This window comes from Nocardioides sp. NPDC127503 (assembly GCF_040302165.1).
GTDB lineage: Bacteria > Actinomycetota > Actinomycetes > Propionibacteriales > Nocardioidaceae > Nocardioides.
In genome coordinates this window covers 66,001-78,842 of the sequence record NZ_JBEORH010000007.1, presented here as the reverse complement: position 1 = coordinate 78,842, position 12,842 = coordinate 66,001, and the positions used below count along the sequence as shown (strand labels likewise).

Below are 12,842 nucleotides of genomic sequence, written 5' to 3'. Positions count from 1 at the left end.
CGGCAACATTTCCCCGAGAGGAACCCTCAGATGCTTCTCCACAAGAACCGCCTCGCACTCGCCGGGGTCGGCGTCCTGGCCATCGGGGGCCTGGGCGTCTCGCTGATGACCGTGCTCGGTGGCACCGCCACCGCCGATCCGGGCCGTCACCTCGAGTTCAGCCGGCTCGCGAACTATCCGGTCTTCCAGAACGTGCCCGCCGGGGTCGACCCGGCCGACGCGACCGTCGCCGAGATCTCGGCCGTCTCCGAGGACGGCAGGACGCTGGCCTACACCGACGCGGCCGGTGGCCGGATCGGCTTCCTGGACATCACCGATCCTTCCTCACCGAAGGGCATCGGCAGTCACGACGTAGCCGGAGCGAAGGGCGGCTCACCGACGTCGGTCTCGATCGTGGGCGACTACGCCCTGGTCGTCGTCGACGAGTCGACCTACCCCGGCCTCGAGGACACCGAGTGGGAGGACGAGGAGCCGGCCGTCGGCACCCGTGCCGGCCGGATCGACGTGATCTCGCTCGACGCTCCGCACGAGGAGGTGGCCTCCTACGACCTCGGCGGTCAGCCCGACTCGATCGCGGTGAGCCCCGACGGGACGTACGCCGCGATCGCGATGGAGAACCAGCGCAACGAGGCCGTCACCCCGGCCGGCGGCGAGGAGGGCGACCTGCCCCAGGCACCGGCCGGATCGGTCAAGATCGTCGGTCTCAACGGCGGGCCGGCCGAGTGGCGGATCACTGATGTGGCGCTGCCCGCGTCGCTGCTGAAGGGGCTGGACACCCCGGAGGACGCCGAGCCGGAGTACGTCGACATCAACGCCGACAACCAGCTCGCGCTCACGCTGCAGGAGAACAACGGCGTCGCGATCATCGACCTCCCGTCCGCGACCGTCGAGACGGCGTGGAGCGCCGGGAACGCGGTCGTCGAGGGTGTGGACGCGAGCAAGGACGGGCTGTTCAACCCGGTCGACACCATCGACGCGCCCCGCGAGCCCGACTCGATCCAGTGGGTCGGCCCCGGCCTCGTCGCGACGGCGAACGAGGGTGACTGGAAGGGCGGCACCCGCGGCTTGACCGTCTTCCGCGCCGCGACCGGAGAGGTGGTCTGGGACGCCGGCTCCACTTTCGAGGACCTCGCCACGAAGTATGGCCTGCACAACAACGACCGCGCCGCCAAGAAGGGCGCCGAGCCCGAGGGGCTGGCCTTCGAGACCTTCGGCGGCGTCCCGTACGCCTTCGTGGGCTCCGAGCGCAGCAACTTCGTGGCCGTCTACGACATGCGTACGCCTTCTGCCCCGAAGTTCACGCAGGCACTGCCGGCGACCAACGGGCCCGAGGGGCTGCTGCCGATCCCGTCGCGCAACCTACTGGCGATCTCCTCGGAGGAGGACTCGGCCGAGGACCTGGTGCGGGCGTCGGTCTCGCTCTACGGGTTCGGTCGGAAGTCGTCGTCCTTCCCGACCGTGGAGTCAGCCTCCCGGAACGGCAAGCCGATCGGCTGGGGCGCGCTCGGCGCGCTCTCGAAGGTGCCCGGCGAACCCGGCAAGCTCTACGCCGCCAGTGACGCGGCCTACGACACTGGCCGGATCTACACCCTGAACGTACGCCGCTCTCCGGCCGTCATCCGCGACGTGCTCGAGGTCACCGACTCCTCGGGCGAGGTGGCCGAGGGGCTCGACATCGAGGGCCTGGCCGCCCGTCGTGGCGGTGGCTTCTGGGTGGCCAACGAGGGTGCGACCGGCGCCGGGAACGCCCTGCTCCGCCTCGACCGTGACGGCCGGATCGCCGAGACGGTTCCGCTGCCCGCCGAGATCGCCGCGAAGGTCGGCAAGTGGGGCCTCGAGGGCGTCACGGTGACCGGGAAGCGCCGCTCGGAGAAGGTGTACGTCGCGCTCCAGCGCCCGCTGTGGGCCGACTCGACCGCGAAGAAGCCCGGCGTGGACGGCGCGAGCACCGCGCGCATCGGTCGCTACACCCCCGCGACGGGCGAGTGGGAGTGGTTCGGCTACGGCCTGGAGTCGACCTCGGTGGCCGGTGACTGGCTCGGCCTGTCCGAGATCACCGCCGTCGACGAGGACACCCTCGCGATCATCGAGCGCGACAAGCAGAACGGCACCACCGCCGCGATCAAGCGGGTCTACACGATCGACGTACCCCGCCGCGGCGTCACCGGGCTCAGCCCCGTGACCCCGCTGCGCAAGCGGCTGGCGTACGACCTGCTGCCTGCGCTGCAGGCCACCAACGGATGGACCCAGGAGAAGCTCGAGGGCTTCACGATCGGCGCCGACGGTCGCGCCTACGCGGTCACCGACAACGACGGCCTCGAGGACGCCACCGGCGAGACGGTCCTCCTCGACCTCGGTCGGGCATCCAAGCGCTGAGGATCAGCCTCACGTCGGCCCGTCACCGTCTCGGTGGCGGGCCGGCGTGATTCGTGGACCGGGTCAGTCTTCGGAGCAGCGGTCAGCCGGAAGATGCGTTCCGGCCCACTCGGTGAGCGCGCCGAGGGTCGGCGCGAGCGCGGCACCAGATCCGGTGAGCGCGTAGCGGACGGCCACCGGCGGGCCGGGGTCGACCTCGCGGGCGAGCAGGCCCAGGCCGGCCAGCTCACTGAGCCGCTCGGAGAGCATCGAGTCGCTGATGCCGGCCACCGCTCGCTTGAGCTCCGCGAAGCCGAGCGGGCCCTGGGTCAGGCTGCCGAGGATCACGCCGTTCCAGCGCTTGCCGAGGAAGTCGAAGGCCCGCACCAGCGCTGCATTGCACACCTGCGGATCGTGTGCGGGCTTCGTCGCGGGCATGCATCCCAGCGTACAGGACTTGCCTGAATCCCGAGGTACTACTATTTTCGAAGTAACCGGAATATCCCTAGTAACCACGGAGTTCAGAGCAACATGACCGAGACCACTGCACTCGAGACCACCACGCTCGAGAAGCTGGACGACCGCGGCCGCCAGATCGTCTTCACCGGTGCGCGCACGTCCAACACCTTCGCCGACACCCCCGTCACCGACGATGAGCTCGCCGACGTCTGGGAGCTCACCCGCTGGACTCCGACGATGGCCAACACCCAGCCGCTGCGCGTCGTGTTCGTGCGCACCGGAGAGGGCAAGGAGCGTCTCCTCCCGCACATTGCCGAGGGCAACGTCGAGAAGACCAAGGCCGCCCCTGCGACCGCGATCGTCGCCTACGACAACAACTGGCACGAGGAGATCCCCAACGTCTTCCCGATCCGCCCGGAGATGAAGGACTACTTCGAGGCCGACGAGAACGCCCGGCACGGTGCCGGCGGCTGGTCCGCAGGCCTGCAGGCCGGCGCCTTCATCCTCGCCGTCCGCGCCGCCGGTCTCGCCGCCGGCCCGATCGCGGGCTACGACACCGCGGGCGTCGACAAGGAGTTCTTCCCCGAGGGTGACTGGACCACCAAGATGATCGTCAACATCGGCCACCCGGGCGAGAACCCGTGGTTCGACCGCCTTCCTCGGGTTGAGACCGAGGCCGCGGTGAAGTGGGCCTGACCCGCTGACCTGCTCGCACGAGGCGCTCGCCTGCCGTCACGGCAGGCGAGCGCTTTATTGTTTTCGCCGGAATACAGTTAGCCAAGCTAAACTTTGCCTCGATGCCCGTGACTCGCACCAGCCCCCGCCTCACCTTCGCCATCGTCGCCATCGGCGTCTGCTCCTACTCCCTGCTGCAGTCGGTCTCCGTGCCGACGATGCCGCTGATCCAGACCGAGCTGAAGACCGACCAGGCGACCGGGTCCTGGATCCTGACTGCGTTCCTGCTCTCGGCCTCGGTCGCGACACCGATCATCGGCAGGATGGGCGACTCCTTCGGCAAGCGCCGGATGTACGTGTGGAGCCTGGCCGCGCTCACCGCCGGCGCCCTCCTCGCCGCCGCGGCCCCCAGCATCGAGGTGATGATCGGCGCCCGGGTCCTCCAGGGTTTGGGTGGCGGCACCTTGCCGCTGGCCTTCGCGATCCTGCGTGACGAGCTGCCCAAGGAACGCGTCGCCGGCGCGATCGCGGTGACCTCGTCCCTGCTCTCGATGGGCTTCGCGGCCGGGATCGTGCTGGCAGGTCCGGTCGCCGCGACGCTCGGCTTCCGGGCGCTGTTCCTGCTGCCCGCGCTGGTCGCGGCCGGTGCCGCGATCGCCGTGCTGTGGCTGGTGCCCGAGTCCCCGGTGCTCACCCGTGAGCCGATCCCGCTGCTCCCCGCCGTACTCCTCGCCGGCTGGCTGGTCGCGCTCCTCCTCGGTGTCAGCCGGGCACCGTCGTGGGGCTGGACCTCGCCCGCCACCATCGGCCTGCTCGCTGCTGCCGTCGTGCTCCTGGCCACCTGGATCCGGGTCGAGTGGACCGTACGGCAGCCGCTCGTCGACCTGCGGCTGATGGGCCGCCGCGGCGTCTGGACCGCCAACCTGGTCGCCCTTCTGATCGGCATCGCGATGTACGCCTCCTTCGGCTTCATCCCGCAGCTGACCCAGACCCCACCGTCGGCCGGCTACGGCTTCGGCGCGTCGGTCACCGTCGCCGGCTACCTGATGCTCCCGACGGCCATCACCTCGTTCCTGTGCGGCCTCGTCAGCGCCCGGCTCGCCGACCTCATCGGGATGCGCCGCATCCTGGTCATCGGCGGGCTGCTCACCGCAGTCTCCCTGGCCATGGTTGCCTTCGTCCACGACGAGCCGTGGCAGATGTGCGTCGCCGCCGGGCTCTCCGGCTTCGGCACCGGCCTTGTCTTCGCCAACCTCGCCAACGCGGTCGTGGCCGCGGTGCCACCGGAGCACACCGGCGTAGCGACCGGGATGAACGCCAACATCCGCACCGTCGGCGGAACCATCGGAACAGCGGTCATGACCTCCCTGGTCACTGCCCACACCCTGCCGTCGGGCTACCCGACCGAGCAGGGGTACATCAACGGCTTCGGCTTCCTCACCATCGTCGCTCTGGGCGCGGCCCTCGCGGCCATGCTCATCCCCCTGGCCCCGCGAAAGGTCGCCCCCGCCGGCCGAGAGGTCACGTACGCGAACCGAGGCGTCGCTCCCGTCGGCCGAGACGGCGCTGAGATGCCATGTCGGCCGACGTAAGTGCCGTTTCGGCCGACGTACGTGCCTATTCGGCGGGGCGGGCTCGCTCGGCGGCCTTGGCCGCCGACCAGAGCTGCTCGACCTCTTCGAGGGTGTAGCGGCGGCCTGAGGTGGCCTCGGGGCCGAAGACGTGCGGGTTGCGGCGCTTCATCTTGGCGGTGAGGCCGGCGATGACGTCGTCCATGGTGAACTCGCCGGCCTCCTCCGCGATGGCGGCGTGGAAGTAGACCTGGAGCAGGAGGTCGCCGAGCTCCTCCTTGAGGTGCTCGGGGTCGGCCTCGTCGATGGCCTCGAGGACCTCGTCGGACTCCTCACGCAAATACTGCGCGAGCGACGTGTGGGTCTGCGACGACTTCCACACGCACCGCTCACGCATCAGCCGCATCAGGTCGAGGAACTCGACGAGCCCCTCCCCCGATGCGTACGTCCTGCCCTCGTCGTCGGCTGGGCTCAATCCAGCGCCCCGAACGCGCTCAGGCACTGCCGCAGCAGTGCGCCGCGACCGCCCTCCATGTCTCCGACGACCTCGTCGGAGGCGGCCTCGGTCGGGGTCATCCAGGACAGCTCCAGGGCGTCCTGGCGCGGCTCGCACTCGCCGGTCACAGGGATGACGTAGACCAGCGAGACCGCGTGCTGGCGCGGGTCCTGGTAGCGCTCGCCGGGCCACGGGAAGTATTCGGCGACGGTCACCGGCACCGTGGTCAGCGGCAGGGTCGGGAAGGCGACCGCGCCGAGGTCCTTCTCCAGGTTGCGCATCAGCGCGTCGCGGATCCGCTCGCCGTGCAGCACCCGGCCGGAGACCAGGGAACGGGTGATCGTCCCGGTCGTGGGCGAGCCGCGCAGCAGCAGCCCGACCTCGGTGACCCGGCCGTCGGGGTCGACACGTACCGGGACCGCCTCCACGTAGAGGATGGGCACGCGCCCGCGGGTCTCGCCCAGCTCCTCCTCGGAGAGCCACCCGGGCTCGGTGTCCCACTCGTTGCCGAAGGGCTCCTCAGGGAAGGACTGCTCGCCGAAAGCCTCCATCGTCATGCGTCGATCCTGCCAGACACAGGCGTACGTCACGGAGCAACGGCGCCGCAGTGTGGACTCTCAGCGACGCAGCAGCAGGAAGCTGTCGGCCTTGAACGCCTTCTCGACCATCCACCAGGAGAATTTGTCGTAGTAGGGGCGCGCCTCGTCGCGGTCGAGGATCCGCGGCTGAGTGGCGGCGTGGTCGCGGCCCTTCCAGGTGATCGTGCACTCGCCGGCCGCCAGCACGTTGCGGACCCAGTTGGTGCCGGCACCCCACGGGAGCGTGATCACAAACACGTCCTCGGTGTGCAGCAGCGCTACCGGGAGGCTCAGGTCGCGCCCGGTCTTGCGGCCGCGGTGGTGCACCACGGCCCAGAGCGGGAACAGGCGGCGCCCGGCGAGGGTCCGCATCATCGGGGCGGTCGCCTTCGCCATCCGCCAGGAGTCGTTGCTGGGAGTGATCGTCGTCGTCATGCTCCCCACTGTGCCCAGGGTCGCGGGGTCGCCGCTTCCCGGACAGTGGGCAGTCGGACTGACGGGTTCCCGTCAGTCCGACTCAGGCCGCGCCGTTGCGGATCGCCCAGGCGGTGGCCTCGGCGCGGCTGCGTACGCCGAGCTTGCGGTAGAGGTTGGCGGCGTGGCGCTCGACAGTGTGCTCGGCGATGCCGAGGTCCCGGGCGATGACAGCGTTCGTACGTCCCGTGGCGATCAGCCGCAGCACCTCGTGCTCACGGGTGGTCAGTGCCGTCGCGGCCGGTCCTGAGGCGGGCGCGGACCCGCGGTGCACTTCACCGGTCAGGAACCAGCGACTCACCATGGCGAGATCGCGGGCTCCGCCCTCGACGAAGAGCGTCGGCGTACTGCCCTCGAGCTCGACCAAGATTCCATTGCGTACGCCGTCGGCCAGGCGCCGGGACACCTCGACCGGGATCTGGCTCGCCGCCTGCCGGTGCAGCACGAGCGTCGGCGCCACGACCTGGTCGAGCAGGTCGCTGACGTCCAGCCGGGCGGCCTCCGCGAACCAGTCGCGAGCGACCGCGGGCGTCGCGGCGGTGCGGAACGCCTCGGCGACGCGGCCGGCGTTCTCACCCGACCCCCACCCCAGCCAGGCGGTCGCGGCGGCATCGGCGAAGAGGTCCCAGTCCTGCTCGACCAGCGACAGCAGCGCCTGCGTCTGCGCCGGGCTCATCGCCTCGCGCATCCGCGCCGCTCCGCCGAACAGGAGCATCCGGTCGACTCGTTGCGGGTTGGCCGCTGCGTACGCCACTGCCGCCGCGACCGCGTGGTAGTAGCCGAGCAGGTTGACCCGGTCTGCACCGACCGCCTCGATGACCGCCTCCAGGTCGCGGAGGTGTGCGTCGAGGCCGAGGTCGCCGGCCCGGCGGTCCGAGGAGCCGGTGCCGCGGCCGTCGTAGAGCACGAGCGTCAGGTCCTGGCTCAGCCGTTCGTAGGCCATCCGCAGCGCGGGCACCCGCCACTGCGCCCGGATGTTGCTGAGCGAGGGCATCCAGATCGTCACCGGCCCGCTCCCGACCGCCTGATAGGCGATCGCTATGTCATCGCTGGTCTGCGCGTAGCGCACCTCTGGCTCGCCGGTCACGCGGCCATTCTTGCGCCTGGGAGGGGTGAGTAGCGTCCTTGTCATGAACCGAGTCCTCCTCATCGGGCTGGCGCCCGAGGCAGTCGACCTCTCCGACGCACCGATCGACCTGGCCACGTTGAAGGAGCGGATCGCCGTCGGCAACGCCGAAGTCGCCGACGCCGGCTACGACGCGCTCTCCTGCGAGATCGGCACCGGCGTCGACGACGCCGTCGCGCAGGTCCGCGAGGCACTCCAGAAGCAGTCCTGGGACATCGTCATGATCGGCGGTGGCGTCCGGGCCGTCCCGGCCCACACCGAGCTCTTCGAGGCGATCGTCAACCTGGTCCACGAGCTCGCGCCCGAGGCCCGCTTCGCCTTCAACGCCGGCCCGGATACGACCCTGGCGGCGCTGCGTCGCGCGGCCGGCTCCCGGGGCTGATGGGGCCGGCTCAGGCGAGCCGCGTCACGGCGGCGTCGTACAGCGTCTGCGCTGCCTCCGCGGCCGCGTCGGCGGCAGCGTGCGTGACCGGCTTGCCGAGGTAGTTGTTGGCGTTGCGGTCCAGCCGCATCACGTCGTAGTGGGCGGCCGCGTCGCGCGGCGGCGGGGTGTCGAAGATGGCAGCGAGGAACCTGCCGACCTTCACATGGCCACCTGCGCCGTACGTCGTCTTGTAGCCGTAGCCCGCGAGCGTGGCCTCGCCGACGTCGTGCGCGGCCTTGTAGGCGAGGTTGTAGCGGTTCTCGGTCCGCGTGACGTTGGGTACGTCGGCGAGGGCCGACTCCGCGCCGGCGAGGAAGGCGCGTGCCTTCTTCTCATCCGGTCTCACGGCGCGCAGGGCGCCGGAGCGTACGAGCGCGTCAACCGCTTTCTGCTGCGCCGGGGTCAGCGGCAGGGGCATCCGGTCCTCCTCCATAGATCTCGATCACCGGGCTGGCCCAGACCTCCTCGAGGAAGCCGGTCTGCTCCTCGGCCTCCTCCGGGCTCATGATCGTCGGGTTGACGATGCGCCCCACACTGTCGGAGACCTCCCGGCAGACGCGGTAGACCGCCCGCGCGTCGGGGCTGCCGATCACCATCAGGTCGATGTCGTTCGGCGGCGGCCCCGGCTCGCCCTTCGCCCGGGCCGCGAACGACCCGAAGAGGAACGCGCGCTCGATCCCGTCGAGATCCTCGAGGGCCTCCCGGAGCAGTACGACCGGGCCGGTGACCGTCAGCAGGATCTCCCGTGTCGGCGCCAGCAGCGGGCTCTGCTCGTTTCCCCTGATCAGCCGGGTCCTTCCGACACGACGGTCGACGAGCAGACCCGCCTCGAGCAGCCGCGCGACCTCGCGATGGACCGTCGGATAGGGCAGCCCGGCCCGCTCGGCGAGGTCGGTCATGCTCATCTCCTCCGCCGGGAGCAGCAGTTCCGAGAGCAGCAGCGCCTGCGCCTCCGACCGGAACAGAGGCGCGAGCACCGGAGCCTGACTTCTCACAAAATGGATAATAACCTCCATTTTGTGGATATGAAACCCCTATGGGTCAGGTGAGCGGGTCGATGATGGCGTCGATGACGACCCGGGCCCAGTCGAGGAGGTCGGGGCCGTCGAGGGGCTTGGCGGGGAAGCCGGAGGAGACCGGGCGCGGGACCATGATGGTGTCCAGCTGCGGCTTGACCAGGGACTTCGGGTACATCCGGTTCAGCCGGACGACGCGGGAGTCGGGCAGCGAGACGGGGTGGAAGCGTACGTTCTTGCCGGCCAGGGTGACCTCGGAGACGCCGGCCTGGCGGGCGCGGGCGCGGAAGCGGGCGACCTGGAGCAGCGAGGAGACCTCCGCGGGCGGCTTGCCGTAGCGGTCGAGGAGCTCGGCGGCGACCGACTCGACGTCCTCGTCGGAGCGGACCTCGGCCAGGCGCTTGTAGATCTCCAGCCGCAGCCGCTCCGAGGGGATGTAGTCGTGGGGCAGGTGGGCGTCGACGGGGAGCTCGATGCGTACCTCGTTGAACTCCTCGGCAGCACCGTCCGGACCGGCCTTGAACTCGGCGACGGCCTCACCGACCAGCCGCACGTAGAGGTCGAAGCCGACGTCGGCGATGTGGCCGGACTGCTCGCCACCGAGCAGGTTGCCGGCGCCTCGGATCTCGAGGTCCTTCATCGCGATCGCCATGCCGCCACCGAGGTCGGAGTGTTGCGCCAGCGTGGCGAGGCGCTCGTGGGCGGTCTCGGTCAGCGGCTTCTCGCCGGGGTAGAGGAAGTAGGCGTAGGCGCGCTCGCGGGAGCGGCCGACGCGGCCACGCAGCTGGTGGAGCTGGCTCAGACCCAAGGTGTCGGCGCGCTCGATGATCATGGTGTTGGCGTTGGAGACGTCGAGGCCCGACTCGACCAGCGTGGTGCACACCAGCACGTCGAACTCCTTCTCCCAGAAGTCGACCATCACCTGCTCGAGCTGCTTCTCGTTCATCTGGCCGTGGGCGACCGCGACCCGCGCCTCGGGCACCAGCTCGCGGATCCGCGCGGCCGCCTTCTCGATCGAGTTGACCCGGTTGTGGATGTAGAAGACCTGTCCTTCGCGGAGAAGCTCGCGCCGCACCGAGGCGACGATCTGGCGGTCCTCGTAGGCCCCGACGTACGTCAGGACCGGGTGTCGCTCCTCGGGCGGCGTGGTGATCGTGGACATCTCCCGGATGCCGGTGATCGACATCTCCAGGGTGCGCGGGATCGGGGTCGCGGACATGGACAGGAAGTCGACCGAGGTACGCAGCCGCTTCATCGCCTCCTTGTGCTCGACGCCGAAGCGCTGCTCCTCGTCGACGACGATCATGCCGAGGTCCTTGAACCGGATGTCCTTGTTGAACAGGCGGTGGGTGCCGACCACGATGTCGATGGTGCCGTCGGCGAGGCCGGCCATGACCTCGGCGGCCTCCTTGTCGGTCTGGAACCGGGACAGCCCGCGTACGTTGACCGGGAAGCCTGACATTCGCTCCATGAACGTCGACAGATGCTGGGAGACCAGCAGCGTCGTCGGCACCAAGACCGCGACCTGCTTGCCGTCCTGGACCGCCTTGAACGCCGCCCGCACCGCGATCTCGGTCTTGCCGTAGCCGACGTCACCGCAGACCAGCCGGTCCATCGGCACCGGCCGCATCATGTCCTGCTTGACCTCGTCGATGACAGCGAGCTGGTCGACGGTCTCCTGGAACGGGAAGGCGTCCTCGAGCTCGCGCTGCCAGGGGTTGTCGGGGCCGAACTGGAAGCCCTTGGTCGCCTGCCGTGCGGCGTAGAGCTTGATCAGCTCGGCCGCGATCTCGCGGACCGCCTTGCGCGCCCGGGCCTTGCGCTTCTGCCAGTCGGCGCCGCCGAGCCGGTCGAGGCTCGGCTGCTCGCCGCCGACGTACCTGGTGACCTGGTCGAGGGCATCGGCTGGGACGTAGAGACGGTCGGCGGGTCCGCCGCGCTTGGAGGCGCCGTACTCCAGGACGAGGTATTCGCGGGTCGCGCCCTGCACCTCGCGCTGCTTCATCTCGATGAACTGCCCGACACCGTGCTGCTCGTGAACCACGTAGTCGCCGGGCTTGAGCTCGAGCGGGTCGATCTGCTTCTTGCGCCGCGCGGGCATCTTGACCATGTCGCGCGTGGACGACTTCTGCCCGGAGATGTCCTCACCGGTGAGCACCACGAGCTGGTTGCCCTCGTCGATGAAGCCGTGGTTGAGCCGGGCGTGGACGACGGTCACCGTCTTGTGGACGGGCTTGGCGGCCTCCTCGTCACCCTCTGCCAGGCGGGCCGGGACGTCGCGCTCTCCCAGCGCTTCGACCGTACGCTGCGCCGTGCCGTGCGCGGGCTGGACCACGACCACGCGGTAGGAGTCGTCGCGCCAGCGCTCGATGTCGGTCAGCGCGGCGGCGGTGTCGCCGCGGTAGGCCTTCGCGGGCTGCCAGTCGATCTTGCGGGCGGGGACCCCGACGACGTCCGGGTCAGCGAGATCGGCGTCGGCATCGTCGAGGCCGAACGGGCTGACCGACCACCAGGGCTTGCCCAGGGAGATGGCGTGGGCGCGTACGTCGGCGAGGTCGCGGTAGGAGGCCGCGGAGAGGTCGATCGGGGCGACTCCCCCGCTGGCCGCGGCGGCCCAGGAGGCGCCGAGGAACTCATCAGCGGTGGCGACCAGATCATGCGCGCGGCTGCGGATCCGCTCGGGGTCGAGCAGCAGGACGTGGCTGTCCTCCGGGATCAGGTCGAGCAGCAGCTCCATGTCGTCGACGAGCGCGGGCGCCAGCGACTCCATGCCGTCGACCGCGATCCCGGCGGCGATCTTGTCGGTGAGCTCGATGAGGGTGGGGTGGGCCTCGCCGAGCGCCTTGGCCCGCGCCCGGACCTCCGGGGTGAGCAGGAGCTCGCGGCACGGCGGAGCCCACAGCCGCTCGGTCGCGCCACCGTGCTCGGCCGGGATGGCGCGCTGGTCGGCGACCGCGAAGTGGCGGATCGAGTCGACCTCGTCACCCCAGAACTCCACGCGTACGGGGTGCTCCTCGGTCGGCGGGAAGACATCGACGATTCCGCCGCGGACGGCGAACTCGCCACGCTTCTCGACCAGGTCGACGCGGGCGTAGGCCGCGTCGGCGAGCTTCCGGACGACGACGTCCAGGGTCGCCTCCTGACCGGTGATCAGCTCGACCGGCTCCAGGTCGCCAAGGCCCTTGACCTGCGGCTGCAGCACGCTGCGTACCGGGGCGACGACCACCTTCAGCGGTCCATGGGCGCCGTCCGCGTCGGGGTGGCGGAGACGGCGGAGCACGGCGAGCCGACGGCCCACCGTGTCCGACCGCGGCGAGAGCCGCTCGTGCGGCAGCGTCTCCCAGCTCGGGTAGTAGGCGACCGAGTCGGGCGGGAGCAGGTCGGTCAGGTCGTTGACCAGGTCCTCGGCCTCGCGGGAGGTCGCGGTGACCGCGAGGACGGTGCGCTCCTGGCGTACGAGACCGGTGACCACGAACGGGCGCAGCGCCTCCGGCCCGGTGACGTCGAGCGCCAGCATCCGACCGCCCTTGGCCTCCGCCATCACCTCGCTCAGGGCAGGATCGCGCAGGACGAGATCGGCGAGCGGGGCGAGGATCACGGGTGACTCCAAAAAGACAGGCAAGCACGAGAGCCCCCGGCCGGAAAGACAGGGGGTGCTGGCACCAGTC

General features: G+C 70.3%; 12 protein-coding genes. 4 read left to right on the top strand and 8 right to left on the bottom strand.

Features of this window, described 5'->3' with window-relative positions; translation table 11 throughout:
* Window positions 1–30 precede the first annotated feature (30 nt).
* The gene (locus ABTW65_RS16930; protein WP_350662077.1) at window positions 31–2,376 is read left to right on the top strand and encodes an esterase-like activity of phytase family protein; all 2,346 of its coding nucleotides are present in this window, start codon (window positions 31–33) and stop codon (window positions 2,374–2,376) included.
* A 63-nt stretch (window positions 2,377–2,439) separates the two neighbouring features.
* On the opposite strand, the gene ABTW65_RS16925 is transcribed toward ABTW65_RS16930, so the two are convergent.
* Window positions 2,440–2,793: a winged helix-turn-helix transcriptional regulator gene (locus ABTW65_RS16925; RefSeq protein ID WP_350662075.1), complete on the bottom strand. Its 354-nt coding sequence runs from the start codon at window positions 2,791–2,793 to the stop codon at window positions 2,440–2,442.
* A gap of 93 nt (window positions 2,794–2,886) precedes the next feature.
* On the opposite strand from ABTW65_RS16925, the gene ABTW65_RS16920 reads away from it, so the two are divergent.
* The gene (locus ABTW65_RS16920) at window positions 2,887–3,510 is read left to right on the top strand and encodes a malonic semialdehyde reductase (RefSeq protein WP_350662073.1); all 624 of its coding nucleotides are present in this window, start codon (window positions 2,887–2,889) and stop codon (window positions 3,508–3,510) included.
* 101 nt (window positions 3,511–3,611) lie between these two features.
* Entirely contained in the window at window positions 3,612–5,081 is a 1,470-nt protein-coding gene (locus ABTW65_RS16915; protein ID WP_350662071.1) for an MFS transporter, read from the top strand.
* A 25-nt stretch (window positions 5,082–5,106) separates the two neighbouring features.
* Here ABTW65_RS16915 and ABTW65_RS16910 read toward each other — a convergent pair whose 3' ends face one another.
* The 4 genes from ABTW65_RS16910 to ABTW65_RS16895 form a co-directional block, all read right to left on the bottom strand.
* Window positions 5,107–5,535: a MazG nucleotide pyrophosphohydrolase domain-containing protein gene (locus ABTW65_RS16910; protein WP_350662070.1), complete on the bottom strand. Its 429-nt coding sequence runs from the start codon at window positions 5,533–5,535 to the stop codon at window positions 5,107–5,109.
* Window positions 5,532–6,113, bottom strand: coding sequence for an NUDIX hydrolase family protein (locus tag ABTW65_RS16905; protein WP_350662068.1), 582 nt, complete (start codon window positions 6,111–6,113; stop codon window positions 5,532–5,534). Before ABTW65_RS16905 ends, ABTW65_RS16910 begins: the two co-directional genes overlap by 4 nt.
* Window positions 6,114–6,173: 60 nt before the next feature.
* Window positions 6,174–6,569 (bottom strand): PNPOx family protein, encoded by a 396-nt coding sequence (locus ABTW65_RS16900; RefSeq protein ID WP_350662066.1) that lies wholly within the window; start codon window positions 6,567–6,569, stop codon window positions 6,174–6,176.
* A gap of 82 nt (window positions 6,570–6,651) precedes the next feature.
* A complete protein-coding gene (locus ABTW65_RS16895) occupies window positions 6,652–7,695 on the bottom strand; it encodes an alpha/beta fold hydrolase (RefSeq protein WP_350662065.1) in 1,044 nt (347 codons plus the stop codon).
* A 43-nt stretch (window positions 7,696–7,738) separates the two neighbouring features.
* Between ABTW65_RS16895 and ABTW65_RS16890 the strand changes: the two genes are divergently transcribed.
* Window positions 7,739–8,116, top strand: a complete 378-nt coding sequence (locus ABTW65_RS16890; protein ID WP_350662063.1) for a hypothetical protein — start codon at window positions 7,739–7,741, stop codon at window positions 8,114–8,116.
* Between the two features lie 10 nt (window positions 8,117–8,126).
* Here the strand turns inward: ABTW65_RS16890 and ABTW65_RS16885 are convergent, their stop codons facing one another.
* Genes ABTW65_RS16885 through mfd form a run of 3 tightly spaced genes read right to left on the bottom strand, consistent with a single transcriptional unit; the run spans window position 8,127 to window position 12,772 of the window.
* Window positions 8,127–8,576, bottom strand: coding sequence for a hypothetical protein (locus ABTW65_RS16885; protein WP_350662062.1), 450 nt, complete (start codon window positions 8,574–8,576; stop codon window positions 8,127–8,129).
* Window positions 8,536–9,153: a MarR family transcriptional regulator gene (locus tag ABTW65_RS16880; protein WP_350662060.1), complete on the bottom strand. Its 618-nt coding sequence runs from the start codon at window positions 9,151–9,153 to the stop codon at window positions 8,536–8,538. The genes ABTW65_RS16885 and ABTW65_RS16880 overlap by 41 nt, the downstream gene beginning before the upstream one ends.
* 46 nt (window positions 9,154–9,199) lie before the next feature.
* A complete protein-coding gene (gene mfd / locus ABTW65_RS16875; protein WP_502890603.1) occupies window positions 9,200–12,772 on the bottom strand; it encodes a transcription-repair coupling factor in 3,573 nt (1,190 codons plus the stop codon).
* Between the last annotated feature and the right edge of the window lie 70 nt (window positions 12,773–12,842).

Excerpts from the sequence above, each read along its gene's own strand:
- ABTW65_RS16930 (WP_350662077.1), top strand. The coding sequence starts at position 31 with ATGCTTCTCCACAAGAACCGCCTCGCACTCGCCGGGGTCGGCGTCCTG.
- ABTW65_RS16925 (WP_350662075.1), bottom strand. The coding sequence starts at position 2,793 with ATGCCCGCGACGAAGCCCGCACACGATCCGCAGGTGTGCAATGCAGCG.
- ABTW65_RS16920 (WP_350662073.1), top strand. The coding sequence starts at position 2,887 with ATGACCGAGACCACTGCACTCGAGACCACCACGCTCGAGAAGCTGGAC.
- ABTW65_RS16915 (WP_350662071.1), top strand. The coding sequence starts at position 3,612 with ATGCCCGTGACTCGCACCAGCCCCCGCCTCACCTTCGCCATCGTCGCC.
- ABTW65_RS16905 (WP_350662068.1), bottom strand. The coding sequence starts at position 6,113 with ATGACGATGGAGGCTTTCGGCGAGCAGTCCTTCCCTGAGGAGCCCTTC.
- ABTW65_RS16900 (WP_350662066.1), bottom strand. The coding sequence starts at position 6,569 with ATGACGACGACGATCACTCCCAGCAACGACTCCTGGCGGATGGCGAAG.
- ABTW65_RS16890 (WP_350662063.1), top strand. The coding sequence starts at position 7,739 with ATGAACCGAGTCCTCCTCATCGGGCTGGCGCCCGAGGCAGTCGACCTC.
- ABTW65_RS16885 (WP_350662062.1), bottom strand. The coding sequence starts at position 8,576 with ATGCCCCTGCCGCTGACCCCGGCGCAGCAGAAAGCGGTTGACGCGCTC.